Here is a 26,029-nt window from a genome sequence, read left to right as displayed (position 1 = left end):
ACGTTGTTCACCGGCGGAAGTCGTGTGAGCCAACAAGCGCGAGTGGCGGAATAGGCAGACGCGCACGGTTCAGGTCCGTGTGCCCGAGAGGGCGTGGGGGTTCAACTCCCCCCTCGCGCACCACAGTGAAACCGGCTGTTTACAAGGCGAAATTCCTTGTCGACAGCCGGTTTTTCGTTGTCCTCCGCGTATCGGCGGCGCGGGGTCATGGGTTCTCGGTAGAGACGCGGCGCGTGGAGTCTTCGAGTGTGTGTTGTCTGCAACCTCATCGACGTTCCGACCCTGGTTCCCTAACTTCTGCACTCTGATCGACAGTGGAACCAAGTAACTTCCGGATTCTGGCGTTTTCGTCGACCATTTTGCACGCGACCCCGCGCCAAGGTTCTACCGTCGACCATCCTGCACCCGGTTCCCGCCCTCGGGTTCTACCGTCAATCACCGTGCACCCGGTTCCGACGCGATGGGCGCCAACGTCAATCAGAATCCGCGGCCTCCTGCCGCTGGGCCCTGTGCCCTGTGCCCTGTCAGAGTGCGGGTGGGAGAATCGTCCCATGAGCACACTCACTGACGTCTGGGGCCCGGCCCTTTCCGAAGGCACGAGCCGCCGGTGATGTCGTTCAGCCCGAAATCCCCCGGTGCGCTCGAACCGCATCGCTCGTGGCGGGCACCCTTCGTCTTCCTGGTGGTTATCGCGGTGATTGTTGGTGCACTGGTCTGGTTGAGTCCAACCATTGCGAATCAGGTGCGCATGGACGAGGGTCGGCTTTACATCGGCGCAGAATGCAGTGTCGAGACCTCGGACGGCACCAGCAACCTCAGCCGTGACCAGGCCAAGCTCGCCACCACAGCAGTTGCGTTGGCCGCTCGCGGTGCGCAGACGCCTGACATCTCCGGCATCGATTCGGCGGTCATCCAGCGCCTCGCAGAGGGCTCACCCGACGACGTCGGGCCGGGTCTTCGCTGCGAAGGTACCGCTGCCGATGATGTACCCGAACAAGAATTGACGCCCACCGGTCTGACACCGCGTGCCCAGCACGTGCGCGAAGAGATGGCCGCGGTCTTCGGTGATCTACCGCTGGGTGGGTTCGCCCCCGGAGGTGTCAGCCAGGGCCACGGTGCCGAGTCCACGCATTACAGTGGTCGCGGCATCGACGTCTTCTTCCGCCCGGTCACCGAGGAGAACCGTTGCGAGGGGTGGATTCTCGCACAGTGGCTGATCGCCCACGCCGATGATCTGGATATCCAGTACGTGATCTTTGATGACAAGATCTGGAGCGCCCACAGTCCCCGCGGGCACTGGCAGACCTACGACGCCCCCGAACCGGCTAAGGACATCCTGCGCCACCGGGACCACGTACACGTGGATGTTCTTCGCGGCGGGCCCCGGTAGAGCCTAGTCAACTACTCAACCCGCTACTGCGACCCTGGATGCGCCCAGCAGCAAACTTCCCAATACAAGACCTCTCGAGTCGAAAGCCACCACATGACCTCTACTCCCCCGCTGCAACTCAAACCCTTTGACGCCACCGATGTCCCGTTTTTCGCGACCATGGCCACGGACCCGCGGGTCACGAAATACGTGGGCGACGGGAGCATCTGGGACCAGGCCACCATTGCGGAGAAGACCACTAATGCGCTCCGAGCCGCTCCTGTGGATGAGCAGGGCGCAGCCCGCTGGTTCGTTGCCCTCCATGACGCCCAGCCCGTGGGTGTCCTTGTCTCCACACGCCGAGAAGACGGTGTAGAGATCGGATATTGGGTGCTCCCGGAGCACTGGGGGCAGGGACTCGCGGGGGCCATGGTCGACGCCGCCCTGGGACTCATCCCGGCGCTCTACCACTCGGGCAACCTGACCGCGCGCGTGGATCCGGACAACGCGGCGTCGGCGAAGGTGCTGACCCGGCGAGGCTTCCACGCAAGGGGACACCAAAACGGCCTGGACCGATACGTGTGGAAGGCGCCCTCTTCCGGCACCATGGTCGGGCGTTGACTGGGACCCACCAGAAGCACCACCGGAACCACCCCTTGGGCCCGTGGTGACCGGCAATGACCTGGAACGCCTTGCCGCCGAACCTAAGCTGCACCAGCCCCACGGAAACCCAGGTCAGGTCAACCCCGTGTCACGGTCACCCGGCCGGTGCTGCGATCCCATGTGGCCACGCGCCCATTAGAAAACTTCTGCTGGACACCCTTGGCCACCTTGTACTCATTGGTCACCGGGTAACCCCAATTGTGTTCGTGGCCGGCGGCGCGCCACGCGGAACCAATGCATCCGGTCAGTTTCACAACCCGAGCGCCGGTTGTCGGTGACCACATTGCACGGTTGACGGTGCCACCGCGGCGGAAGTCCTGATAGGCGCCTCCCGCCAGGGAGCGTTCGGCATGCGCGGGGTATCCCCACCCGCGCTCATAACCGGCCTTCTTGTACGAGGTGCCGATGGCCCCGCTCCACTTCACGGGAGCAGCCGCAGTCTGCGGACTCCAATAGTAGGTGTACCCGCGGGTGAATCCTTGGTACACGCCACCGAGGAATCCCGTGGCTCGTTCCCCGGAGGTGGGTTGACCGTATTTGGCCGCCCCGCCCGTGCTCAGATAACTCGTTCTGATCCCGCCTTTGAGGAGGGAGCTGGTCTGCGTCACGGCCGTTCCACCGCCCACGTTGGGCAGCGCCCGGAGATCATGGCCGATCAAGGTTGCCGGGTTGTAGCCGTAATGGTCGACTCCCTGCAGGGTCCGCAGGCCCGCGCGCCCGAATCCGGCGTTCTTGTAGGTCTTATGACCCTGGGATGCGGCCGCCTTGGCCGACCACTCGGGCGGGTTGGTGTTGCCCTTCACATCAGCGGATCCGGCGTGCCACGTCACGGGCAAGCTGCGGACAGCCGCACTGGGTGCCGTTTGCATGGGATTCGCACCACCACCGCCGATGAGCGTGACGCCACCACCGCGGATCCAATTCTGCTGATTGGCCAGGACCTCGTACGTGATGAACTCGGCCCCGCCGGAGTAGCCGGACAGCCACACTCGTGACGTGTCCAAACCGTAGCTGCGGACCAGTGAGTCCTTGAGCGAGCGGAAGTACTGCCCGTTCTTGTCGATGTCTTCCCACCAGGTGATGCCGTCGCCGGTGGCCTTCTTGTCGGGAGAGATCGGGACCACCAGGATCATGTTCTTCTTGCGCGCTTCAGCAGCCATGGCCCTCAGGTGGCTTCCACCGGGGTTGTGGACCCAGGTTTCCGAGGTTTTCCAGTAGTCACCGCCGAAGTAGAACAACACACCAACGGGCTTGGTGCGATCAATGCCGTCTGTGTAGATGTGGTAACTGGACGTCATGCCGTGGGCACTGAAGGGTTTGAAGTAGGTGGTGGCCGGTGGGGTGGCTGCGGCTACCTGCACCGCGGGAGCCTGCGCAATGTGCGCGGACGAGGGAGCTGCGGTCGCTGCGGGGGCCAGCGAGACCACAAGACCCAAGGACAGGGCTGCGGTGGGCAGCACAAAAGAGCGTAAGAAGCGCATGGGGGGATGCTTTCTAAGGGGGGTATGAAGTTATGACGGACCACGTGTCCCGGGGGAGGACTGCGTGGTGGCAGGGCACTTCTAGGGGGATGAGGCCAAGCCAAGAACACATCTTGCCAGGTCAGAGGGCCCCTGAAAAGCTGTGCGCGAATATGAAGGAACTTTTGATACGCAATGTCCCACCCCTGGGCACCCGCCGGGGTCTCAGTCCCGCAGCCGCTCCACGATCTCGGTGAGGCGTTTCGCTTCCCGATCAGTGAGCGTCACTCCCACCTCACGGACCTTGTTCACCACGTGGCTCGGTTCGAGCGACGTCTGCGCCGTGGGTTCACCGGGCGCTCGAACGGTCGTTCCGGATTCGGTGACCGTGATGTGTCCCTCCGGTGTGTGCTTCATGACCATCAGATGATTCAGGAACACCGATGTCGGATCCGTGGATGTCTTCCTGTGGCCCATCTCGACGTCCACCGCGTGGACGGTGGACTCGTCCAGCACGTGCTCCAACGCGTCCCCTCGCCGGAACGCCCACAGGGGCCAGCCTTCGTCATCGATGCGGCCCACCGAGAACACGCGGTCACCCTCGTATCGCGCAGCACCGTCGGCCAAAGAAATCGGGCCGGTCACGCTGAACCCGAACCCGGGATCGCACAGGTAGCGAGCACCGTCGACGTCCACGAGCACCGTCATGTGAGTGCGCGGACTGTCCACGCCGCGCACACGTCCCAGGGCGCGTCGAACACTGAACCCCAAGGTTTCCAGCGCCGCGGCTAACAGTTGGGAATGCTCGAAGCAATAGCCCCCACGACGCCGCTCCACCAGTTGGGCGTGGACGTTCGCCGGCTTCACGCCCGGGTGATCACCCAACAGCACTTCCACGTTGCTGAAGGGAAATGTGAACACGTGCGCGCGGTGCAGCCGTTCGAGTAGATCGAGGTTCGCAGGCCCCGGTTCAACACCCACGGCGCGCAGGTAACCGGGTACGTCGAATTCACCGATCCGCCATTCAGAAACCGCCGCGGTGCTTTCGACCATCACGCTCTCCTCGTTGAATCGTCCTCACTACACATTCTCTGACTGTCGTGACTATGTCGACCCGTAATGTCGTCTACGTTTCGATCCTGCGTTCCCCGCCAGCCGTTTTCTGGTTAACGCTACGACCCAAGTTGCAGACCAGCTGCAATCCCCTCGACGCTTTGACCAGAATCACCGTTCTTGTCGGTCTTGCCGTCGGTCAGAATGCATACCTTAGCCCCGAATGGCTTTACCGTGCATCAGCCTGCACGATTCTCAGCTGGGGATAAGATCCAAGCACACCCCCCAAAGGAGTATCCCGTGCACATTCGAACCGCTGCCTGTACCCCATTAATACTGCTCGCATTAGTCGGCTGCTCAGGAAGTGGGCAGGGAGACCAGGAGTCATCGTCGTCTCCGAAAAATACTGTGAGTTCAGAACCTTCTCCCACAAAGTCGGCCCGGCCGAAGTCTGCCTCCCCTTTTGATGTGAATTCCTCGATGGTGCCTTCACCCATCACCGAGGAATCCTCCGAGTACGGCGGTTCCAATGCGCCTTTACCCGCCCCTGCGGTTACGACCGGTGAATAGCAGCAAGAGCAGGGGCAGAATGCCGGAGGGTACGTGGGCCCCTCGGATGAGTACTACTCCTACGAGGGTTATGTGGAACCAGGATTCGAGTACCAGGTGGGAACCGAATGCTTCGACCCTGCTCTAGGTCGCTGCAAGATGAGTGGTGAAATCCAGGCGGAGCACTTCTCGGAGAACCCCTCTGAACCTCAAGAAACAGCCGAGGGATTTCCCTGGCCGCCGCCCGAAGAGATTGATGGTCTCATCCATGACGGCAATGGCTGTTACGTGAACCCAGAGACTGGAAACGTTGAAGCCTGCATCTAACGGAGCCTTTCCAGCGGGTAGATAGACCTGCGGCCAAGGGCTCATGTTGCTCGTCAGATCTGCTGTTTACCGCCCGGCGTTCTGCTCGTAGTCGGTGAATGCGGCGAGGAGTTCTTTCCAGATCCGCTCGGCAACCTCAGGGTCCAGTCCGGCGTCTACTGCCTGTGCGCGGCGTGCCCGCAGAATCGATTCGACACGTTCGGGATCGTGGGCGTCCCGTATTCCCCGGCCGGCTTTCACCTCACCTGCCCGGACCACGAAGGACTGCCGTTCGGCCAGAAGAGAGATCAGCTGTGCGTCGATATTGTCGATCGCTGCGCGGACCTGTTCGATGTTGTGCGGCATTTGAGCGTCCATAACGCCACACTAACGGCTCTCCCACGTGCTCGGACAGGCATGTTACCGTCCCCGCCGGCTTCAGACCATCGGAGGATGCGCCGCTTTACTGTGCAACCGGCGCCGCCGACATCCCGGAACGCTACTTCCCCACCCGTGAGGCCAACGCGGTGACCGCAGCCTTGACGCCGGTGGACAGCGTGGGCTCCATGACCGGCGCGAAGAACGGCGAATGGTTCACGGGGACGGGTCCGTCGCCCTCCAGGACTTCCGCCGGGTGGCCGCCGAAGAACCAGAACACGGAGGGCACGTCGATGGCCTCGGCCAACGCGCCGAAGTCTTCCGAACCCATCATCGGTTCCACCTCGACCACGGAATCCTCACCGAGCTCGCGCGTGAACTCCTCAATCACCACGGCGGTGGCCTCGGGATCGTTGTAATTCCGAGGAAACTGCGATAGCACCTCGATCGTCGGCTCAGGAGCCCCGGACGCCGCAGCTTCCCCGGAAATGATCCGTCGCAAGGACGCCAGCACCTTCTCGCGGATGGCCGGGTCGAAGGTGCGCACGTTCAGCGTGAACTCCGCGGTCGCCGGAATGATGTTCTCTTTCAACCCGCCGTGGAACGTGGCGATCGTGACCACGGCTGCGCGCCGCGGATCCATTTCGCGCGAGACCACGGTCTGAATGCGGGTGATCATGTGCGCACCCAGCACGATCGGGTCAATAGAGTCCTGCGGTTGCGACGCGTGCGCGCCCTGCCCGTGAATCGTGATCTTCCACGAATCCGCCAGGGCCATCGCATCGCCCACCGAGTAGCTGACGGTCCCGGCCAACGCGGGCATCACGTGCTGGCCGTAAACCACCTCGGGCTTGGGCGCCTTGTCCCACAGCCCGTCCTCCAGCATCGCTTTGGCACCGGCCGCGGTCTCCTCACCCGGCTGAAAAATCCACACAATGGTCCCGGACCACGCGTCCGTGGCGCCGGCAAAAATCTCCGCCGCCGCGAGCGCCGCAGACATGTGCGTGTCGTGCCCGCACGCATGCATCACGGGCACCTCGGTGCCGTCGTCAAGCTGCCCCATGGCCGTGCTCGCGTACTCCACGCCGGTGTCCTCAGCCAGGGGCAGAGCGTCCGTGTCCGCGCGGAAAGCGACCACGGGCCCCTCCCCGTTTTTCAGTACGCCGACGACGCCGCTGCCGCCACTACGGAAATTCTCGATTCCCAGCGCGGTCAAGCGCTCCTCGATCAGCTCCGCGGTGCGGTGTTCCTGCATGGACAGTTCCGGTGCCGCGTGAAGTTCGCGATAGAGCTCATGCATGCGGCTTCGGAGGTCATCGGTGAGTTCAAGTGACTGAGCGGCCATGAGTAGCAGTTCCTATCGGTTGCGAGTGTCTACGAGTTGAGCGTCCTCGGAGTCGTCCACGAGGCGCGCGGAGCGGTCCCTCAGGAACCATGCCAGTACGGCGGTGGAGATCACGGCAATGGCTGTGCTGAAGAACGCCAGGGATGGGATGGCCGGAACCAAGAGGAACACCACCGAGGCCGAGACCACGATGGCAATGATCGTGGCGCGCAGCTGCTTGAGCGAGACAATGGCTTGAACGACCACGGCGCCCAGCACGGAAGCAAGGATGTAGGTCTGCACCACCTTGGTGACGTCCTGCGGGATCACGCTCACGAGCCACGTGCCCATGAAACCCACGAAGATCAGCAACGAGAACAGGTGCACCATGGCCGCACCGCTGATCGCCATGACTGCGGCGAGCTCGCCCCGGCGGGTACCCGGCTTGGCGTTCACGGCAGACTGCGCGATCAAGGCGGAGGGCAGCAGCTTGTTGGAGATATTGCCGATCATGAACGCCTGGTACATCGAGGCCTGCCCGAGGATCGGGTAGTAGGTCAGCGGCTCCACGATCCAGATCACCGCGAACGTTCCCGCGATGGCGAGGAAGGCGGTGATGATCTTTGATTGGTCAACTTCCAGGCCGCTGAGGAACACCAAGTAGGCCGGGCCCGCGAGTGAAATCAGCAACCCCACGATCATCGTGAGGCGACCCCAGCGGGCGGTGGTGCGGTCGAAAGTCTGGAGAGCGGCCTCGTGGCCGGTCACTGTAGTCATAAGTTAGTCCTTTGAGATCTCAGAAACCGGTTCAGGCCGCGAATAGCCCGGAGGAGACAGCCACGTAGGTCAGCCCCAGGGCCGTGAGGATGGCGATGCCCAGGGCCCATTCGCGCAGCCACCTGAGGTTGAGCTGCTTGGCCAGGTACAGGCACGCGCCCATCACGGCCGCTGACGAGAAGAACGCCACCACGTGATAACCGGACTTGGGCAACTCGGCGAATCCGAGGGCGAAGAATGCTGCGAGCATGGCGGCACCGGGAACCACGGTCATCACAGCCGGGTTCACGCGACGCAGCTTGGCGTCGCCGCGCTTGAGGATGGGCGTGAAAATCAAGGTGGCGAGCATCCACATGGCGCCGCCCAGGCTCATGGCCATGAACGCCACGGCGAACACGCCCTGCGTGTAGGTGGGTCCGCCCAGCTCGGCATCCATGGTGCCGGCGGCGATACTCGCGGCGGCGGTTTCGTAGGAGACGGAGCCGATCAAGCCGATGCGCACCAGCACGGCGGGCGTGCCGAACACGGTGAGCAGGGCAACGGCCACGAGCACCACGGCCAGCGACGGACCGATGGCGGACACGGCGCCGGTGCGGAACGAGGTCTTGAGTTCATCGGAGGTCATGCCCACGGCGGGCGCGGCCTGCCGGACCGCGCGAACGTAGATCAGGGTCTGAACAACGATGACCGCAAAGACACCCAGGGCGCAGATCCACAGGATGGGGGTGTTTGCTGCGGCCAGAATGTCCGTGGAACCGCCGTCGAAAGCAGTGGGGATGTGCATGGGAACTCCGAGGATCAGAAAAATTGAACGCCCCCATAAAAACACACGGCGTGACCCGTGTCACGAAATATCTCGTATTTCGTGCTACGGATCACGCTTTAGGTGGTGTTTTTTACATAGTCACTGCATCTACAGTGATTAATCGCTCAGGGGGCGCCCCCGCCCGAATCCGCGCGATGAGCGGTCGAGCCGGCACCAGCGGCGTCGTCGTCGTCGCTCGCGCCCAGCTGGGCGCCGGCGTCCGCGCGCTCCTCGGAACCCTCGTGGCCCTCGGAGTGGCCGTGGCCCTTCTTGCCGAAGGGCAGCAGGTGCACGATCAGCACGATGACCGCACCCCACACCAGCCCCAGCAGGAGCGAGAAGAACGTCTCGATCAGCCACGCCAGCGCACCGCCAATGCCCGCGATGTGGTGGGCGGGCTCGGCCAGGTGGTGGACCCATTCATAGGGAGCGGTGAGGCCCAACTCGTCCATGCCCACCAGGATGATGTGGCCACCCACCCACAGCATGGCGAAGACACCCACGATGGAGATGATTTTCAGCAGCCAGGGCATCGCCTTGACCAGGGCCATACCGATCTTCTGCGCGCCTTCGGATTCGCGTTTGGCCATGGACAGGCCAATATCGTCCATCTTCACGATCAGCGCCACAAAACCGTAGACCGCGATCGTAATGACGATGGCCACGACAATGAGGATGATCGCACGGGCCCAAATGCTTTCCGCGGCCACCTCGTTCAGAGCAATGACCATGATCTCGGCGCTGAGGATGAAATCGGTGCGGATGGCACCGGACGTCACCTTCTTCTCGGCTTCGGCCCCTCGCTCGGTAGCCGGTTCCTCGGGTGCGTGGTCCTTCCTGGAGAAATGCTCGTAGACCTTTTCCGCGCCCTCGAAGCACAAGTAGGTGCCACCGAGCATGAGCAGCGGCGTGAGCAGGAACGGCGCGAACTGACTCAGCAGAAGCAGTGCCGGGAGGATGAAGAGCAGCTTGTTGCGCAGCGAACCCTTGGTGATGGTCCAAATGATCGGGAGCTCGCGCCTGGGGTCCACGCCGTGCACGTAGCGCGGGGTCACCGCGGCATCGTCCACCACGACACCCGCGGCCTTGGCGCTCGCGCGACCGGCCGCCGCCGCGACGTCGTCAACGCTGGCCGCGGACAACTTCACGAGCGCGGCAATGTCATCCAGTAGTGCGGCCAACCCAACAGCCATGACCGTTCCTCAATTCGGTGGGGAGCAATGCGTTTGGAGTAAGGGTACGGCCAGATCAACCCACCCGTTTGCCCAACACCGCCACCAGGAACTGGCTGTCCTCGGTGAACGGGCGCAGGTCCCAGCTCGCCAACCGGAGCTGCGGCTCAAGACCGGCCGCAGCGGCGTCGTCGAAGAATTCCTGGAAGGAATAGCCGCGGCCCGCGCCGAAGCCGATCACGGCGCGACCGTCCTCGGCGAGGTGCGCTGCGAAGCGCCGCAGCACTTCCTCGCGCGTGCTCGCCGCGAGGAACGTCATCACATTGCCCGCGCACAGGATGGCATCCACGGGTTCGGTGATGCCGTGGGCCGGTAAGTCCATTTCGGCGAGGTCGGAGACCACGTACTCGGGGCCGGGATAGTCCTCGCGCGCGGCCTCGAGCAGGGCCGGGTCCACGTCCACGCCGACGACGCCGTGCCCCACCGCATGCAGGTAGCCCGCGTTGCGTCCGGGGCCGCAACCGGCGTCCAGGACTCGGGAACCGCGGGCCACCATGGCATCGATCAACCGGGCCTCGCCCACGATGTCCTCCCCGGCGGCCGCGAGTTGCCGGAACCGCTCGATGTACCACCGGGAGTGCCCCGGGTTGGCTTCGACCTGTTTCATCCACTGACTTTGTTCAACCACACGGTCAGCGTACCGAGGGAGGGGGTCCGCTCACCTATCGCCCTGCTGAGGGACCGCCCGCCGCTCAAGACATACGAAACACAACAACGCCTTCCCTGACTCACAGGTCTAACAACGTGGTCATAGGACCTAGCAAAAGGCGGACGGCTTACCCTCGACCCGCCACGCTCAGCCCTTGATCACGGAGCCACCATGCCCCTGCTACCGCGCGCAGTCTCAAAGTCAACCATCCCGAGGCCGTGGCCATCATCACGCACAAACTGCTCGAGGGCGCTCGCAGCGGTCGCTCGGTGTCCGACCTCATGACTTGGGTCACGATCATCCTGACCCGCGAAGACATCAGAGAAGGAATCTCGGAGATGATCCGGGATGACCAGGTTGACGCATCTTTTCGTGACGGCACCGAGTTCGTGACTGTCCACCACCCCATCCGATCAAAACTCACCAGGGAACCCCGGCGAACAGTTACTTTCCGGGGAACCCAGCCTGTGGAATGCGGGCCGCCCACCGTGCACCTTGAGGTCACCAAGCAATCGCATTCGGGCTGGGCAACCCCGATCACGTTGTGGTTCACGGACATCGAGCTGGGTGAAGCTGGACTGCGGTTGATCGCCGCCCTGCTGAAAGTGTGGGACAGGTTCGCGGTAGTGCGACTGGCGCGGCACACGTCATAAGCGGACCTACTTGATATTTCAACTATTCTGAGCATGTTAGTTACCTCTCCGTCAATACACGTCCTCGTTGTGTAATCATCTTGGTCGGGCGCTGAGAGAGGTCCCCCTGTTGAAAGATCAAATATGAAGAAGCTCACCCCTGTTTTGAGTATTGCGCTACTAACCATCATCATGGCTGGATGCTCGGCCACAGAAGCCGAACCCGAGCCCACCGCACCCAGCGTGGATCCCGCTACGGCAAGTTCAGCGGGAAACTCTGGGAACGACGACTCGGTCAATAAGTCAGCACGCGGAAATGCCATTAAGAGGATCGGAGAACCCGCGGGCGTCTCGGAGGCCACCGACTCAGATAACAAGTTGGTCAACTTTGCTGTGCAGAACATCGAAGTGGATCCTGCATGCACCGGCCCTTATCCCAAACCATCTGAAAATGGCCACCTAGTGGCCGTCCAGATTGCAGCTGAAACAGGATCCTCTGAGCTGTTTGAGAAGCTTTACTACGGCACCGACTACTCCTTCGGCAGTCACAACTGGGGATTCATCACCCCGAAAGGCACTACGGCGAACAATATCGCAACCGTCGCCACGTACTCGTGCTTCCCAGAGAATGAAATGCTTCCAGACATGATCGGTCCATCTGAAAAGGTGACAGGCAAGGTGGTTCTGGATGTTCCCTCTCCGACGGGAACTCTGATTTTCAACGACGTCCTCAGCGACGCCAGCTGGGAATGGAACATGACGTCGAAATAATCAATGATGACGTAACGCCTTGAGGCGCCGCCGACAGTTCTTGCGGTGGCGCCTTAGTCGTCTCATAAGCGCCTCCGAGGTACTGCAAAGCAAATGATGTCCGAGCGATTGCAATAGATGACTGATACACGGCCGTCGCCCATCATGGTGACTCTTCGCTGGTCAATCTCCGTCTCCGCATCGAATTTTCAGAATCAGCTTCGCCTGCGCGCAAGATTGCATACTCAACGGGCATACTCAGTGGTACTACAACTCACCCCCCCCAGGAGCACACAATGGAGTTTGCAGAACGGTTAACGGCCTTGGCGAACAAGGTTTCCCAGCAGAAGACCGCCCTCGAAACTGAAGAGGCCACGAAGAACGCTTTCGTCATGCCTTTCATTTCCACGATTCTCGGCTATGACGTCTTCAACCCCGCAGAAGTCGTCCCAGAGTTCACCGCTGACATCGGTGTCAAGAAGGGCGAAAAAATTGATTACGCAATCGTGCAGGACAACCAAGTGCAGATGCTCATTGAGTGCAAGCACGTTGGAGCTCCGTTGTCGCTCGAACATGCCTCCCAGCTCTTTCGATACTTCGCTGTGACAAATGCTCGCATTGCAATCTTGACCAACGGCGAGGTCTACAAGTTCTATACGGATCTCGATGCACCGAACAAAATGGATTCCAAGCCCTTCTTGGTGCTCGATCTGTCCGACATCGATATGACGCTCATCCCAGAGCTGCAGAAGCTGAGCAAGACAGAGTTCGATCTGGACTCCATCATCAACGCTGCGGGCGAGCTCAAGTATGTCGGTCAAATCAAACGAGCGATTGCCAGCCAGTTCAAGGAACCCTCTGACGAGTGGATCAAGTTCTTCACGAACCGGGTCTACGAGGGTGCGTACACGCAAAAGGTGCGGGAACAGTTCACCCCGCTGGTCGCCAAGGCGGCACAACAGTTTCTCAATGAGCAGGTGAATAATCGTCTCGCCACTGCATTGGGTGCAGGTTCAACTCCTCCGCCGGTTCCCGGCGAGGATGCCCCCGCCGAAGCCATCCAGAGTCAAGACGAAGCCGATAAGGACCTCCGAGAGTCCGACGCCGGAATCGTCACTACCGTAGAGGAATTGGACGGCTTTCATATCATTCGCGCCATTGTGTGCAACCAGGTTGACGTTTCGCGCGTGACCCACCGGGATGCGAAAACGTACTGCGCCGTTCTGTTGGATGACAACAATCGAAAAAGCATCGCTCGCCTCCACTTCAACCGCAGCCAAAAGTACGTGGGCATTTTTGATGAGGACAAGAAGGAAACTCGGCGGCCGATCGACTCGCTGGAACAGATCTACGCCTTGAGTGACGAATTACGAGCGACTGTGGAGCGGCTCACCACGTAACTCGGTAGTCTCGAAACACTTCGATTGTCTCCAGAAAGCACCCCATGCTCATCCTCGTCGCCGCGCTGATTGCCGTCCTGATCGGCAGCATCCTGCAACGAGTGTCGGGAACCGGCGTGGGGCTGGTGGTGGCGCCGGTGCTGTCGCTGTTGATGGGTCCGGCCACAGGAGTCCTTGTGACCAACGCGGCCACGGTGTGCTCGGGGCTCATGATCACCGTGGCCGTGCGCAGGATGGTCGAGTGGAAACACGCGGCCGTTCTGGTCCTGTCCGCCATTCCCGGCGTGCTGCTCGGAGCACTGGTGGTCCGTTGGGTCCCGGCGGAGTGGCTCCAGATCGGCGTGGGCGCGGTGGTGCTGCTGGCCTTGGCCATCACCAAGTTCGCTCACACCACCGGGCAGGTGAAACAGCGCAAAGCCGTGGTTCCGGCCGGGCTGATCGGAGGTCTCTTCAACTCCACGGCGGGTGTGGCCGCGCCGGCCATGGTGGTGTATTCGCGGATCACCAATTGGGATCAACTGCGATTCGCCGCGACCATGCAACCGGTGTTCATGTCCCTGGGGGCATTGTCCGTGGGCTCCAAGCTGATCGCGGGCGTTCCCTTTGCGCTACCGGTCCCCGTGATCGTGGCATTCGGTTCCCTGATTGTCACGATTTACGTGGGCATCACCGTGGGCACATTGCTTTCACGTCGTTTGGACAAGGCGGCGGCCGCCAACTTGGCGATGGGACTGGCGGCGGTGGGCGGCGTCGTCGTCATGGTGCGAGGCGCGCTGGGACTCTTGCTCGGGTGACGATTTAAGGTTCCCTATTACCGAACCCGGAGCGGAAAACGGGGATAGGGAACCATAAATCACGCCGCTACCTCCGGGCGGGCAACTCCCGGACCTCGTGCCGCTTGCCGTACGCCATGATTCCCAGGCAGACGACGGCGATCACCGCACCGGAGAGGAACAGCCAGGGGTAGGTGGTGACCTCTGAGATCACCGCGAGCACCATGGGCACGAAGAAGCCGATGTAGGTCAGGGAGTAGAAGACCGCGGTGAGCCCGGCCAGGTCGTCCACGCGCGCAATACGCTGGACCTCCTGCAGCCCGGAGACCAGCACCAGGCCGTAACCGCAGCCCAGGATGGCCGCGGAGACCAGCACGACCGGCAAGGACAGGGTGGCCGAGGCGAAGACGGCGCTGAGCATGCCGATGACCACGGCAATCATGCCGACCACCAGGGAACGAATTGACCCGTCCCGGTCCAGGCGCTTGCCCAGCGGTTGGATGAAGAAGCCGAAGGTCAGGCAGACCAGGCACAACAGCCCGGAGAAGGCAATGCCGTAGTCCGGCCCGACCACTTCCGCCATGAGTGCCGGGAGGATGGCGTAGCCGGAGGCCGCGCAGCCGAAGACCCACGGAGCGGACGGCGCCACCACGAACCAGAAACGGTGTTGCTTGGCCGCGGGAATTTTCAAGTCGGACCAGAGGGAACCCACGTGCCGCCCGGTGTCCCGTGTCTCCGGGGCGCCCGCCACGAGGAACACCGTGGGGATGCAGATCACAATGTTGATCAGATACGGCAGCACGGTTTGCAACGGAGCGAACTGCGCCAACGTTGCAGCCACCGCGGCACCCAGGGCAAAACCGGCGGTCAGGGACAGCGATGCCCGGCGAGCGCCTGACACCCTTTCCGGGTGAGGTTCGTGCGGGCGACCTGACAGTTCCTTGACCCACGAGGTTCCCACGGCCATTCCCAACCCGAGGGCGATACCCGAGAAGACCCGACCGATGAACAACACGGTGAGACTGCCCGAACCAAGCGCCAAGAGTGCGCTGCCCAGCATCGCGATGATCGGCGCTGGAATCATCAGTGCCCGGCGGCCGTGCCGGTCCGACAACGGCCCGCCGATCAGCAGGGCGGGAACTATACCCAGCACGTATGCGGCCAGGAGCATATCCACCGAGACTTGGCCGAATCCCTCCACGTGGCGGTACATGACCAGCAGCGGTGTGAACTCATTCCCGCCCCACGCCACCGCGAATAATCCGGCGGCCACCCGCGTCCAGGGTTTGATGTTCACTCTTGAGTTCCTCGATCCACCAGATGCGCTGCGGTACAAACTGCATGGTAGGTGCCGCCTGGTGGATCACCAACTGGGCCGCTGAAGCAATCCTTTGACTCTCCACCGGCAACTCATGACAATCGAACCATGAGCGCTGATCGACGGGACCCGCAGGTACCTCCGGTCACCGCGCCCACCATTTACGACGTCGCCCGCCACGCCGGTGTTGCGCCCTCCACCGTCTCGCGCACGTTCGCCCGTCCGGGTCGGGTCTCGTTCACGACCGCTGAGAAGGTCAGGGCAGCCGCCGAGGAGCTGGGCTACCGCGTCACGTCCGCCAACCGGTCGGGTTTGGACGGCGAGCGCCACACCAAGATGATCTCCCTGATGCTCGCGGACATCTCCAACCCCGTGTTCTTCGAGCTGATCCGCGGGGCGGAGGAAGCGGCGTCGGAGGCCGGGTATCTCGTGCTGCTCAACAACACGCACGAGGACGACCGTGAGGAACGAGCCGTCATTGAGCGCACGTTACCCATGGTGGACGGCGTGCTGCTCACGAGTTCGCGCATGTCCGATTCCGCGATCCGCATGATGGCCAAGCAGAAGCCCACGGTGGTGGCCAACCGCGCGGTCAACGGTGTGGCCTCCGTGGTCCCGGACAATGCCCGGGGCATGCGCCGGGCCGCCGAACACCTGGCTTCAAGCGGCAGGCGGAATATTCTCTACGCCGCCGGTCCGGAGGCCTCCTGGTCGGACGGCATGCGCTGGCGGGCACTGCGCGAATCCGCCCTGGAGCTCGAGCTGAAAGTCCATCGCACGGGTCCGTTCGAACCCACCTCGGAGGGTGGGCGCAGGGCAGCTCGGCACTGGCTCGACCACCGTGTGCCCGCGGTGGTGTTCTACAACGACCTCATGGCCATGGGGTTTTTGCGCGAACTGCGTCAGCACAGAGTGCGGATCCCGGATGAGGTGGCCGTGGTCGGGTTCGACAACGTGCAGGAACTGGACCTGATCAGCCCATCATTGAGTTCCGTAGCGGCGCCCATGCACGCGATTGGGACCACGGCCGTGCAGAATCTGCTGGCCATGGTTCGAGGAGCCACGCACACGGCGTCGAAACCCGTGGTGGTCCCGTCCCGGCTGGTGGTCCGCGAATCCAGCGCGCTGCCCCTGGCGGGCGGCTGAGGAATTCAGCAACTCACGGCAACCCATTGCCTGCGCCCGTGTTCGCGGCTGGGATGGGAGTATGTCAACGTCGATTGCAGCCCACCCCGACCGTTTGCTGCCGGCTGACCCGGACACCCGGGCCATTGCCCGCAACCTTCTCACGCAGGTCGAGGACCTGCCGATCGTCTCCCCGCACGGACACGTGGATGCCCGGATCATTGCGGACAACACCCCGTTCCCGGATCCCACCCAACTGCTCATCAGCCCGGACCACTATGTGACCCGCTTGCTGCACGCCAACGGGGTGAACCTCTCCGACCTCAACGTGGGCAACAGCAGCGGCGCCGACCCGCGCGAGGCCTGGCGCATTTTCTGCCGCAACTGGCACCTCTATGACGGCACCGCCTCCGGTTACTGGCTGCGTTCCGAGTTCGTCAACGTGTTCGGCATCGATGACTCGCGCATCAACGAGACCAACGCGGATGAGCTCTACGACCGGCTCCAGAACATCGTGGCGCACCCCGATTTCCGTCCGCGCGAACTGTTCGAGAAGTTCAAGCTCGAGGTCATGGCAACCACGGACGACCCGCTGGATGACCTGTCCGCTCACGAGCAGATCGCCGCGGACACCTCGTTCTCCGGTCGTGTACTGCCCACCTTCCGCCCGGATGCGTACGTGAAGTTCCACGGCACGGGCTTCACGGACAAGGCCCAGAAGCTCATCGACACCGCCGGCGAGGGCCGCACCGGGTACGAGGGCTACATCCGCGCGATGGAGAATCGCCGCGCGTACTTCATCGATCGCGGAGCCGTCTCTGCGGATCACGGCACGCTCAACGCCAACACGCTCAAGCTGGACCCGGCGGACGCCGCCCGCTTGTTCGACAAAGGCCTGCGCGGCGAGGCCACCGTGGAGGAGGCCAACGCCTTCGAAGCCCACATGACCTACCAGTTCGCACGGATGTCCGTGGCGGACGGCCTGGTCATGACCATCCACCCGGGTGTCTACCGCAATCACTCCCCCGAAACGTTCGACAGGTTCGGGGCGGACACCGGCCACGACATCCCGTTCGCCATGGAGTACACCCGTGGCCTGCAACCGCTACTCGGGGACTTCGGCAACGAGCGCGATTTCCACTTCGTGCTGTTCACGATCGACGAGACCGTCTACTCCCGCGAGATCGCCCCGTTGGCCGGTTTCTACCCGTCCGTGTACGTGGGCGCACCGTGGTGGTTCATCGACGAACCGGATGCCATGTTCCGCTGGCGTTCCGCGATCACCGGGACCGCGGGCTTCTCGCGGTCGTCCGGGTTCATTGACGACACCCGCGCGTTCTGCTCCATCCCGGCCCGCCATGACGCCTCCCGCCGCACCGAGGCCGCTTTCCTGGCCAAGTACGTGGCCGAACACCGCATCAGCGAGGAGCGCGCCGCCGAGATCATCGTTGACATCGTCGACGCCGCTCCCAGAAGGGTTTTCAAGCTGTGACCACCTCGAACACCACCGAACCGCGCCCCTTCGACCGCAGCACCGTGGACGTTGCGCCGGCCCCGCGCTCGCGCCTGGTTCACATCGGGCTGGGAGCCTTCCACCGCGCCCACCAGCTCTGGTACACGCAGCATTCCGAGGACGACGCCGCTCACCCCCAGTGGGGCTACGCCTCCTTCTCGGGTCGCTCCGCAGATCTCGCCCATGCCCTGGAATCCCAGGACGGGCTCTACACACTGGTGGAACGCGGCCCGGACAGCGATGAGTACGAGGTGATCAGCGCACTCGTCGAAGCCCACCCCGCCGAGAACGTGTCCCGGTTGTGGGAACTGTTGGCCGCGCGGAGCACTGCGGTGCTGACCATCACCGTGACCGAGGCCGCGTACAACCTGGGCGAGGGCCTCGCTTTCGACCCCGCCCAGTCCCCCGTGGCCGCCGACCTTAAGGTGCTCACGGCAGCATTCGTCGACGGCGCTTTCGACCTCGCCGCGGTGGGTGTCCCAGCCACGATGGCGGGCAAGGTGGTGGTGGGACTGGCCGAGCGACGTCGTCAGGACGCCGGTGGCCTGGCCGTGGTGTCGTGCGACAATCTCTCCGCCAACGATGTGGCCGCGCACAACGCCGTTCAGGGGCTGGCCGCCGCCGTTGACCCCTCGCTGGGCGCGTGGGTCGAGGACAATGTGTCCTTCGTGGCCACCTCGATCGACCGGATCACCCCGCGCACGGAGGACTCCGTGCTGGAAGACGTGGCCCGGGAAACCGGCTACGCGGACCGGGTGCCCGTGGTGACCGAGCCGTTCCGCAGCTGGGTGCTGCGGGGCGAGTTCCCGGCGGGCCGTCCGGACTGGGAGAAGGCCGGCGCGGAGTTCGTGGACGATATCGAACCCTTCGAGCGACGCAAGCTGTGGCTGCTCAACGGCTCCCACTCGCTCATGGCGTACGCCGGGCAACTGCGCGGTCACGCCACCGTGGCCGACGCCATCGGGGATCCCGTGTGCCGCGCCTGGGTGGACGAGTTCTGGGACGAAGCCTCACAGCACCTGACCACGCCGGGACTGGACGTCCCCAGCTATCGCGAGGCCCTGTTGGACCGGTTCTCCAACCCGCGGATCGCGCACCACCTGGCGCAAATCGCGATGGACGGTTCCACCAAACTCCAGATGCGTGCCGTGCCGGTGCTGAAGGCCGAGCGCGAAGCCGGCCGCCCCGGAACGGCCGCGGCCCGCTCAATCGCCGCGTGGATCGCCTACCTCGACGGCCGCACGGAGGTTCCCGACGCCCGTTCGGAGCTGGTGCTCCAGGCCAACCAAATCACCGGACAGGACCGTCTGCTTGCACTCCTGGGTCTCCTGGACGCAGAACTTACTCAAGACCGGGATGTGGTGGCACAGCTCGGCGGGCTCATCGACGAGCTGCGCTGACCCACCACATGCGCGAACACTAAGGAAGGGACCGCGCAGTGTTACGACCGCAGAACTCCCCCACCCGAGAAATGGTCACTTTGGACGGCACCTGGCGTTTTGCCGTGGACTGGGACCGCACGGGCCTGACCGACAACTGGCAGAACGGCCCCCTCACCGGCCACTTGGACGCCCCGGTTCCCGGATCAATCAACGACCTCTACCACGACGAAAAAATCCGCAACCATGTGGGCTACTACTGGTACCAGCGCGAAGTACGCGTGCCTCGAGGCTGGGACGGCGAGCGCATTTTCGTTCGCTTGGAGTCCGCCACCCACGAGGGCACCGTATTCGTGAACGGCACCAAGGTGGTGGAGCACGCGGGCGGTTACACGCCGTTCGAAGCAGACATCACAGACCATGTCACCGCGGGCGAGACATTCCGGTTGAGCGTGGCCGTGAACAATGAGCTGACCAATTCATCCATTCCCCCCGGCGAAATCATCGAGCTGGAGGACGGTCGGCACCAGCAGGAGTACAAGCACGACTTCTACAACTACGCGGGCCTTCATCGCTCCGTGTGGCTGTGCAGTGTGCCCGCCGTGCGCGTGGACGACGTCACCGTGACCACCGACTACCGGGGCGCCACCGGGGCCGTGGACTACGCGGTCTCGGTCACCGGAGGCGACGACGCCCACGTGGCCGTGCGTGTCCTGGACGAGGACGGCACGGAAGTGGCCCGGGCCAACGGGGCGAGCGGCACCGTGGAGATCCCCGACGTCACCCTGTGGCAACCCGGCGCTGGCTACCTCTATGACCTCGTGATGGAGGTTTCCCAGGGCAGTGAACTGAAGGACTCGTTCACCCAGAAGGTGGGCGTGCGCACTGTGGCCGTGGAGGGGAAGCAATTCCTCATCAACGGGGAGTCGTTCTATTTCACCGGATTCGGCATGCATGAGGATCATGAGACTCTCGGCAAGGGCCATTCCGATGCGCACATGATTCAGGACTTCCAACTGTTGGAGTGGATCAACGCCAATTCACTGCGCACCTCCCACTACCCGTACAGCGAAGACATCATGGATTACTGTGATCGTCACGGTGTCGTGGTGATTGACGAAACAGCCGCCGTGGGCCTGAACTGGGCCATTGCCGGGGGAATCATGGGCGGATCCGCGGGCGGGACATTCGAGCCCGGCCACGTGGATGATTCCACCCAGACCACCCACCGGCAGGCCATCAGGGAACTCGTCGATCGGGACAAGAACCGCCCGTCCGTGGTGCTGTGGTCCATCGCCAATGAGCCGGACACCGCGGCGGAAGGCGCCCGCGGGTACTTCGAACCGCTGGTGGAACTCACCCGGGAACTGGACCCCAGCCGACCGGTGGGTTTCGTGAACGTGATGTTCGCCCCTGCCGGTGCGTGCACCGTCTCGGATCTCTTCGACGTGCTCATGCTCAACCGCTACTACGGCTGGTACGTCCAGACCGGTGATTTGCGCACCGCTGAGGCCTCCCTGGAAAAGGAACTGCGGCAGTGGGACGAGCAGTACGCCAAGCCCACCATCATGACCGAGTACGGCGCGGACACCGTTGCCGGGATGCACTCCATCTACGACCAGCCCTTCACGGAGGACTATCAGGTGGCCTTCCTGGACATGTACCACCGAGTCTTCGATCGGGTCGAGTGCATGATCGGCGAGCACGTGTGGAACTTTGCGGACTTCCAGACGAAGTACGGCTATGCCCGCGTGGACGGCAACAAGAAGGGTGCCTTCACTCGTGATCGTCGCCCCAAGGCCGGTGCGAGGGCACTCCGGCAACGCTGGGCGGGCAAGCTCGGTCGCTGAGTTCACCGTCACCCCGTGGTGTGGGTATACGCAGGTGCCCCACCACCACGGGGGTCGGTGTCGTCGACCGACCCGAACACCGCCGTTGGCAACTCACGGAAACCACGGGTACTCACGGGGCCCGCTGGTGGACGCTGGGTGTAACCAAGGGTGAAGAACCCCTCGCTGACCTTTGAACCGGCGCCGCAGGGCGCGGATCGGCACACAGGCAAAGGAGCCTTGAATGTCAGTCCCAGCAACATCGCAAATACCCGCGATCAACACACCGCACCTCAAGCCCAGGACCCTCGTCGGGTACGGTCTGGGCGACGCCGGGTGCAACATCGCCTTCCAGATGACCGGCCTGTTCCTGCTGCTCTTCTACACGAACGTAGTGGGTATCCGGGCAGATCACGCCGGGGTGATCCTCATGATCGTGAAGGTCTGGGACGCGTTCGCGGACCTGTTTGCCGGCCGCATGGTGGACCGCACCATGACCCGCTGGGGCAAGTTCCGCCCGTTCCTGATCTGGTACTCGATCCCGCTGTTGCTCTCCAACTTGCTGTGCTTCTGGATTCCCGTGGATGGCTACGGCGCCAAGCTGGCCTGGGCCACCATCAGCTATGCACTCATGGGTCTGCTCTACTCGATGGTCAACATTCCGTACGGCTCACTGGCAGGCGCGATGAGCCAGAACCCCGTGGACCGCTCCCGCTTGGCCTCGGCCCGCATGGTGGGCTCCGGCGCAACCATCCTGTTGCTCTCCCTGTTCCTGGCACCGCGCATCAAGGGGGCCGAGAACCTGGCCGCGACCTTCCTCGTCACCGCCATGGCGTTCGTGGTCATCGGTGCGCTGTTCTTCTTCACGACATTCGCCACCTCCAAGGAGGTCGTGTACCGCGAGGTCGAGCGCGTGACCCTCAAAGAGACCATCGCCACCGTTCGGCAGAACGGCCCGCTCCTGCGCTTGTGCGGCTCCTCCTTGCTGTACCTGATCGCGCAGAATGTGATCGGCGCGCTGACCATCTACCTTTCTACCTACGTGCTGACCCGCTATTCCGAGGCCGGCTGGGTAGCCACCATCTCCATCGTCATCACCACGGGCGCGGTGCTCTACGTGGGCCCGTTCGGCCCCACCGTGACACGCGTGCTGGGTAAGAAGCGCGGCTTCATGTACGCGGCCGTTCTGGCGGCCACCGGTGGCGTGTTGTTCTCCCTCAGCAACTTCCTCTGGTATTCCTTTGCCCTGAGCCTGCTGGGCCTATTCTTCATGGGCGTGGGCATGGGCATCCTCAACACCATGACCTGGGCCCTGGAAGCGGACACCGTGGAATACGGCGAGTACAGGACCGGAATCCGCACCGAGGGCGCCACCTACTCCGCGTTCTCCTTCACCCGCAAGGTCGGCCAGGCCGTGGGCGTGGCCGTGGCCGGCTACGTGCTGACCTGGGCCGGTTTCAACCCCGACGCCGCCGTCCAGTCCGAGGACACCGTTCGCGGCATGGCACTCGGTGCCGGTTTGGTTCCCGCTGTCATCTTCCTGGGTGCCATGCTGATCATGGCGGCTTACCCGCTGACCGAAGCCAAGTTCAAGGACATCATGAAGGCCATTGAGGCCAACCGTCAGCTGCGGCATGAACAATTGCAGCACGGGGAAATTCCGCACTCCGTCCCCACCCGTGAGGACCGCGTGGGTCCCACCGCTCGTGACTCCCACCCCATGACCACCCAGGCCCCCGTGATCCCGCCCAAGGATGACGACGACGCGCCGTCGGCCTGATACCGACACCCACCATTGATTTTTCGGAGAGGATAAATCCATGAAGATCACCTCGGCCAAGGTCATCGTGACCAGCCCCACCCGCAACTTCGTGACGCTGAAGATCACCACCGACGAGGGCATCACCGGTATCGGTGACGCCACGCTGAACGGCCGTGAACTGTCCGTGGCCACCTACCTGTCGGACCACATTGTTCCGCTGCTGATCGACCGTGACCCCGCCAACATCGAGGACACCTGGCAGTTCCTGTACCGCTCCGGCTACTGGCGCCGCGGTCCCGTGACCATGGCGGCGATCGCCGCCGTGGACATGGCCCTGTGGGACATCAAGGGCAAGGTGGCCGGTATGCCGGTGTACCAGCTGCTCGGTGGCGCCTCCCGGCGAGGCCTGGCCACGTACGGGCATGCGTCCGGGCGCGATACCGAGGAGATCTTCGACTCGATCCGCTCCGAACAGGAACACGGCTACACCGCCATTCGCGTGCAGTCCTCCGTCCCTGGCATCACCGCTCTGTACGGTGTGGCGGCCCAGCCGCAGTCCTCCGGTGAGCGTTACGACTACGAGCCCGCTCAGCGTGCGGCACTGCCCGCCGAGGAGGATTGGGACACTCGCGCGTACATGCGCCACATCCCCACCGTCTTCGAAGCCGTGCGCAATGAATTCGGCCCCGAGCTGCCGCTGCTCCACGACGGCCACCACCGCATGACGCCGATTCAGGCTGCCACGCTCGGCAAGGCGCTGGAGCCCTACGACCTGTTCTGGCTCGAGGACTGCACCCCGGCGGAGAACCAGGAGGCGCTGCGCCTGGTGCGTCAGCACACCACCCAGCCGCTGGCCATCGGCGAGGTCTTCAACACCATTTGGGACATCAAGGATCTGATCTCCGAACAGCTCATTGACTACGTCCGGTGCGCCTCCACGCACTTCGGCGGCATCTCCCCCCTGAAGAAGGTCATGGACTACGCCGCGATGTACCAGGTCAAGTCCGGTTTCCACGGGCCCACGGATGTGTCCCCGGTGGGTTTCGCCGCCCAGATGCACGTGGGCATGGCCATCCACAACTTTGGCCTGCAGGAGTACATGCCGCACTCGGAGAAGACCAACCAGGTCTTCCGCCAGAACATGACGTTCGAGAACGGCCTGCTTCACCCCTCGGACACCCCGGGCCTGGGCGTGGAGATCGACGAGGACGAAGCCGAGAAGTACGAGTACGCCAACGCCTACCTGCCGTACAACCGCCTTGCCGACGGCACGGTTCACGACTGGTGAGCCCCGCAGTGGTTGCGCGCAGCAAGGTGGCGCCGCTCGTGGTGGTCATGGGTGTTTCGGGGTCGGGCAAGACGACCATCGGAACACTCGTGGCCCGCGAGCTCGGCGTGGAGTTCATTGACGGCGACAGTCTGCACCCCCTTGAGAACGTGCAGAAAATGGCCTCCGGCACTCCGCTGACCGATGAGGATCGCTGGCCCTGGCTCGACATCGTGGGCCAGCGCCTGCACACGTACGGAGAGGAGAACCAGGGCCTGGTGATTGCCTGCTCCGCGCTCAAACGGGTGTACCGCGAGCGCATCCGTTCGCAGGCCCCCGGCGCGCTGTTCCTGCACCTGGACGGTTCGCTCGCGGTCCTGACCAACCGGCTTGAGGGCCGCAGCGGGCACTTCATGCCCGCGTCTCTTCTGCAGTCACAGCTCGAGACACTGGAGCCCCTGGAGGTCGAGGAGGGCGGGTACAAGCTCGACATCGACCAGCCCGTCGAGGACATGGTCACCGAGGCCGTCAGTAAACTTCGGGCCATTGCGCAGGTGCAGTCCTAACGCTGGAGCAACACGGCCACCTCGTAGTGACCGGTGTGCGGGAACATGTCGAGCAACCGCGCCTCGACCGGTTCCAGGGAGGGCATGCGACCCAGATCCCGGGCCAGGGTCTTGGCGTTGCACGAGGAATACACCACGGTCGACACCCCGGACGTTTCCAACCACTCGCACAACCCCGCGTCGAGTCCGCGGCGCGGGGGGTTCACGATCGCGAGGTCGGGGGCGGGTCCGGAAGGTACGGCGGCGGCGTCGTCGGCGGTGAAGCGAACGGAACCCGGGCCGGATTCGGTAAGGCCCATGGCGGCGGCGGTCCCGCGGGCGGAGGCCACGGCGTCCGCGGAGATTTCCGTTCCCGTCACCTCGCGCGACGGTCCGGCCACGTGCAACGCGAAGCCGCCCACCCCGCAGTACACGTCCCACACCGTGCTCGGGCGGGCGCGGTTCACCCACTCGCTCACCTGCCGATACAGCTGCGCGGTGACGTGGGTGTTCGTCTGGAAGAACGACCGCGGCCGGACACGCAACGGGATCTCGTTGACCGTCATGATCAGCTCGGTCTGCTCGGTGAGCATGATTTCTTCGGGCCCTTCGAGCACGGCCTTGTGCTCGGGTTGGATGTTCACGGAGACCACGTCCGCGTGCGGCACGAGCTCGCGCAACAGGTCCATGTTGTCGCGGATCTTGGGCAGCTGATGGGTGGAACGCAGCACGAACCGCACCATGAGCCGCCCGTCCGGTGAGCCCGTGACGATCACGTGCTTGATCTCACCTCGCCGTTTGGTCACGTTGTAGGGCAGCAGGCGCACCCGCGCGATGAACTCCCCGAGCGCGTCCAGCGCCATGGAAATGGGCTCCGGGTAGAGCGGGCAATCACGCAGATCGGTGCCCCCGCCGTGCTGGTCGAGAATGCCGAGCGTGGGCTCGCCCACGGATCCGGCGACCACCATTTTGGCCTTGTTGCGGAAACCGGCCTCGGGTGAGGTCACCGGCTCCAGCCAGCGGGGATCACCATGCGGGGCCACCAGCTCCCGCACGAGCCGTTGCTTATCGGCCACCTGCCTGGCGTACGGCACCTCGATCACCGTGCATGACCGGCAAAGTCCCTTGTTGTAATAACCGCAATCCACGCGGTTGATTCTACGGTTCGGGC

General features: G+C 63.4%; 22 protein-coding genes, 1 tRNA gene and 1 pseudogene. 14 read left to right on the top strand and 10 right to left on the bottom strand.

All coding sequences use genetic code 11. The features are described 5' to 3' along the window. Nucleotides 1-36: 36 nt before the first annotated feature. From AC3ENJ_RS11390 to AC3ENJ_RS11380, 3 genes are all read left to right on the top strand, one after another. A tRNA-Leu gene (locus AC3ENJ_RS11390) sits at nt 37-123 on the top strand. Nucleotides 124-610: 487 nt separating this feature from the next. Then, nucleotides 611-1,390, top strand: coding sequence for a VldE C-terminal domain-containing protein (locus AC3ENJ_RS11385; protein WP_431814137.1), 780 nt, complete (start codon nt 611-613; stop codon nt 1,388-1,390). Between the two features lie 93 nt (nt 1,391-1,483). Next, complete coding sequence (locus AC3ENJ_RS11380; RefSeq protein WP_431814136.1) at nt 1,484-1,990, top strand: GNAT family N-acetyltransferase; 507 nt, start codon at nt 1,484-1,486, stop codon at nt 1,988-1,990. A gap of 119 nt (nt 1,991-2,109) precedes the next feature. Here AC3ENJ_RS11380 and AC3ENJ_RS11375 read toward each other — a convergent pair whose 3' ends face one another. From AC3ENJ_RS11375 to AC3ENJ_RS11340, 8 genes are all read right to left on the bottom strand, one after another. Then, a complete protein-coding gene (locus tag AC3ENJ_RS11375; protein ID WP_431814135.1) occupies nt 2,110-3,513 on the bottom strand; it encodes a hypothetical protein in 1,404 nt (467 codons plus the stop codon). A gap of 204 nt (nt 3,514-3,717) precedes the next feature. Then, complete coding sequence (locus AC3ENJ_RS11370) at nt 3,718-4,545, bottom strand: arylamine N-acetyltransferase family protein (protein WP_431814134.1); 828 nt, start codon at nt 4,543-4,545, stop codon at nt 3,718-3,720. Between the two features lie 942 nt (nt 4,546-5,487). Continuing rightward, nucleotides 5,488-5,778 carry a chorismate mutase gene (locus AC3ENJ_RS11365; protein ID WP_431814133.1) on the bottom strand — a complete coding sequence of 97 codons (291 nt, stop codon included), beginning with the start codon at nt 5,776-5,778 and terminating at the stop codon, nt 5,488-5,490. Between the two features lie 121 nt (nt 5,779-5,899). After that, nucleotides 5,900-7,123 (bottom strand): amidohydrolase, encoded by a 1,224-nt coding sequence (locus AC3ENJ_RS11360; protein WP_431814132.1) that lies wholly within the window; start codon nt 7,121-7,123, stop codon nt 5,900-5,902. 12 nt (nt 7,124-7,135) lie between these two features. Beyond that, complete coding sequence (locus AC3ENJ_RS11355) at nt 7,136-7,879, bottom strand: hypothetical protein (protein WP_190782018.1); 744 nt, start codon at nt 7,877-7,879, stop codon at nt 7,136-7,138. Between the two features lie 31 nt (nt 7,880-7,910). Further along, entirely contained in the window at nt 7,911-8,663 is a 753-nt protein-coding gene (locus tag AC3ENJ_RS11350; RefSeq protein WP_431814131.1) for a DUF5058 family protein, read from the bottom strand. A gap of 146 nt (nt 8,664-8,809) precedes the next feature. After that, nucleotides 8,810-9,877, bottom strand: a complete 1,068-nt coding sequence (locus AC3ENJ_RS11345) for a DUF808 domain-containing protein (protein WP_431814130.1) — start codon at nt 9,875-9,877, stop codon at nt 8,810-8,812. A 55-nt stretch (nt 9,878-9,932) separates the two neighbouring features. Beyond that, nucleotides 9,933-10,523 carry a class I SAM-dependent methyltransferase gene (locus AC3ENJ_RS11340; RefSeq protein WP_431814129.1) on the bottom strand — a complete coding sequence of 197 codons (591 nt, stop codon included), beginning with the start codon at nt 10,521-10,523 and terminating at the stop codon, nt 9,933-9,935. A 239-nt stretch (nt 10,524-10,762) separates the two neighbouring features. On the opposite strand from AC3ENJ_RS11340, the pseudogene AC3ENJ_RS11335 reads away from it, so the two are divergent. The 4 genes and pseudogenes from AC3ENJ_RS11335 to AC3ENJ_RS11320 form a co-directional block, all read left to right on the top strand. After that, a pseudogene (locus tag AC3ENJ_RS11335) lies at nt 10,763-11,218 on the top strand (urease subunit gamma); the annotation flags it as partial. Between the two features lie 123 nt (nt 11,219-11,341). After that, complete coding sequence (locus AC3ENJ_RS11330; protein WP_431814128.1) at nt 11,342-11,968, top strand: flagellar basal body L-ring protein FlgH; 627 nt, start codon at nt 11,342-11,344, stop codon at nt 11,966-11,968. Nucleotides 11,969-12,243: 275 nt separating this feature from the next. Further along, complete coding sequence (locus tag AC3ENJ_RS11325) at nt 12,244-13,347, top strand: type I restriction endonuclease (RefSeq protein ID WP_190782022.1); 1,104 nt, start codon at nt 12,244-12,246, stop codon at nt 13,345-13,347. A gap of 44 nt (nt 13,348-13,391) precedes the next feature. Beyond that, on the top strand, nt 13,392-14,141 hold the full coding sequence (locus AC3ENJ_RS11320) for a sulfite exporter TauE/SafE family protein (protein WP_190782023.1): 750 nt from the start codon (nt 13,392-13,394) through the stop codon (nt 14,139-14,141). Nucleotides 14,142-14,208: 67 nt separating this feature from the next. Here AC3ENJ_RS11320 and AC3ENJ_RS11315 read toward each other — a convergent pair whose 3' ends face one another. Further along, nucleotides 14,209-15,417 carry an MFS transporter gene (locus AC3ENJ_RS11315; protein ID WP_431814127.1) on the bottom strand — a complete coding sequence of 403 codons (1,209 nt, stop codon included), beginning with the start codon at nt 15,415-15,417 and terminating at the stop codon, nt 14,209-14,211. 129 nt (nt 15,418-15,546) lie between these two features. Here AC3ENJ_RS11315 and AC3ENJ_RS11310 point away from each other — a divergent pair, with 129 nt between their 5' ends. From AC3ENJ_RS11310 to AC3ENJ_RS11280, 7 genes are all read left to right on the top strand, one after another. Then, nucleotides 15,547-16,584 carry a LacI family DNA-binding transcriptional regulator gene (locus AC3ENJ_RS11310; RefSeq protein ID WP_431814126.1) on the top strand — a complete coding sequence of 346 codons (1,038 nt, stop codon included), beginning with the start codon at nt 15,547-15,549 and terminating at the stop codon, nt 16,582-16,584. Nucleotides 16,585-16,645: 61 nt separating this feature from the next. Then, nucleotides 16,646-18,055: a glucuronate isomerase gene (gene uxaC, locus AC3ENJ_RS11305; RefSeq protein ID WP_431814125.1), complete on the top strand. Its 1,410-nt coding sequence runs from the start codon at nt 16,646-16,648 to the stop codon at nt 18,053-18,055. Then, nucleotides 18,052-19,476 carry a mannitol dehydrogenase family protein gene (locus AC3ENJ_RS11300; protein ID WP_431814124.1) on the top strand — a complete coding sequence of 475 codons (1,425 nt, stop codon included), beginning with the start codon at nt 18,052-18,054 and terminating at the stop codon, nt 19,474-19,476. The genes uxaC and AC3ENJ_RS11300 overlap by 4 nt, the downstream gene beginning before the upstream one ends. A 38-nt stretch (nt 19,477-19,514) precedes the next feature. After that, nucleotides 19,515-21,305 (top strand): beta-glucuronidase, encoded by a 1,791-nt coding sequence (uidA, locus tag AC3ENJ_RS11295; RefSeq protein ID WP_431814123.1) that lies wholly within the window; start codon nt 19,515-19,517, stop codon nt 21,303-21,305. A 223-nt stretch (nt 21,306-21,528) separates the two neighbouring features. Next, entirely contained in the window at nt 21,529-23,064 is a 1,536-nt protein-coding gene (locus tag AC3ENJ_RS11290) for a glycoside-pentoside-hexuronide (GPH):cation symporter (RefSeq protein WP_190808038.1), read from the top strand. Nucleotides 23,065-23,104: 40 nt separating this feature from the next. After that, on the top strand, nt 23,105-24,334 hold the full coding sequence (manD, locus tag AC3ENJ_RS11285; protein WP_431814122.1) for a D-mannonate dehydratase ManD: 1,230 nt from the start codon (nt 23,105-23,107) through the stop codon (nt 24,332-24,334). Further along, on the top strand, nt 24,331-24,879 hold the full coding sequence (locus tag AC3ENJ_RS11280) for a gluconokinase (protein ID WP_431814121.1): 549 nt from the start codon (nt 24,331-24,333) through the stop codon (nt 24,877-24,879). Before manD ends, AC3ENJ_RS11280 begins: the two co-directional genes overlap by 4 nt. Here the strand turns inward: AC3ENJ_RS11280 and rlmC are convergent. Next, complete coding sequence (gene rlmC, locus AC3ENJ_RS11275; protein WP_431814120.1) at nt 24,876-26,006, bottom strand: 23S rRNA (uracil(747)-C(5))-methyltransferase RlmC; 1,131 nt, start codon at nt 26,004-26,006, stop codon at nt 24,876-24,878. The two genes, AC3ENJ_RS11280 and rlmC, sit on opposite strands and share 4 nt — an antisense overlap. Nucleotides 26,007-26,029 lie beyond the last annotated feature (23 nt).

The organism is Kocuria sp. cx-455 (assembly GCF_057707085.1).
Note: the sequence above shows the minus strand (reverse complement) of the source record. Positions and strands in the feature narration are given on the sequence as shown.

What these genes read in the sequence shown, in the direction of transcription:
- AC3ENJ_RS11385 (WP_431814137.1), top strand. Translation starts at nt 611, where the DNA reads ATGTCGTTCAGCCCGAAATCCCCCGGTGCGCTCGAACCGCATCGCTCG.
- AC3ENJ_RS11380 (WP_431814136.1), top strand. Translation starts at nt 1,484, where the DNA reads ATGACCTCTACTCCCCCGCTGCAACTCAAACCCTTTGACGCCACCGAT.
- AC3ENJ_RS11375 (WP_431814135.1), bottom strand. Translation starts at nt 3,513, where the DNA reads ATGCGCTTCTTACGCTCTTTTGTGCTGCCCACCGCAGCCCTGTCCTTG.
- AC3ENJ_RS11370 (WP_431814134.1), bottom strand. Translation starts at nt 4,545, where the DNA reads ATGGTCGAAAGCACCGCGGCGGTTTCTGAATGGCGGATCGGTGAATTC.
- AC3ENJ_RS11365 (WP_431814133.1), bottom strand. Translation starts at nt 5,778, where the DNA reads ATGGACGCTCAAATGCCGCACAACATCGAACAGGTCCGCGCAGCGATC.
- AC3ENJ_RS11360 (WP_431814132.1), bottom strand. Translation starts at nt 7,123, where the DNA reads ATGGCCGCTCAGTCACTTGAACTCACCGATGACCTCCGAAGCCGCATG.
- AC3ENJ_RS11355 (WP_190782018.1), bottom strand. Translation starts at nt 7,879, where the DNA reads ATGACTACAGTGACCGGCCACGAGGCCGCTCTCCAGACTTTCGACCGC.
- AC3ENJ_RS11350 (WP_431814131.1), bottom strand. Translation starts at nt 8,663, where the DNA reads ATGCACATCCCCACTGCTTTCGACGGCGGTTCCACGGACATTCTGGCC.
- AC3ENJ_RS11345 (WP_431814130.1), bottom strand. Translation starts at nt 9,877, where the DNA reads ATGGCTGTTGGGTTGGCCGCACTACTGGATGACATTGCCGCGCTCGTG.
- AC3ENJ_RS11340 (WP_431814129.1), bottom strand. Translation starts at nt 10,523, where the DNA reads ATGAAACAGGTCGAAGCCAACCCGGGGCACTCCCGGTGGTACATCGAG.
- AC3ENJ_RS11330 (WP_431814128.1), top strand. Translation starts at nt 11,342, where the DNA reads ATGAAGAAGCTCACCCCTGTTTTGAGTATTGCGCTACTAACCATCATC.
- AC3ENJ_RS11325 (WP_190782022.1), top strand. Translation starts at nt 12,244, where the DNA reads ATGGAGTTTGCAGAACGGTTAACGGCCTTGGCGAACAAGGTTTCCCAG.
- AC3ENJ_RS11320 (WP_190782023.1), top strand. Translation starts at nt 13,392, where the DNA reads ATGCTCATCCTCGTCGCCGCGCTGATTGCCGTCCTGATCGGCAGCATC.
- AC3ENJ_RS11310 (WP_431814126.1), top strand. Translation starts at nt 15,547, where the DNA reads ATGAGCGCTGATCGACGGGACCCGCAGGTACCTCCGGTCACCGCGCCC.
- uxaC (WP_431814125.1), top strand. Translation starts at nt 16,646, where the DNA reads ATGTCAACGTCGATTGCAGCCCACCCCGACCGTTTGCTGCCGGCTGAC.
- AC3ENJ_RS11290 (WP_190808038.1), top strand. Translation starts at nt 21,529, where the DNA reads ATGTCAGTCCCAGCAACATCGCAAATACCCGCGATCAACACACCGCAC.
- manD (WP_431814122.1), top strand. Translation starts at nt 23,105, where the DNA reads ATGAAGATCACCTCGGCCAAGGTCATCGTGACCAGCCCCACCCGCAAC.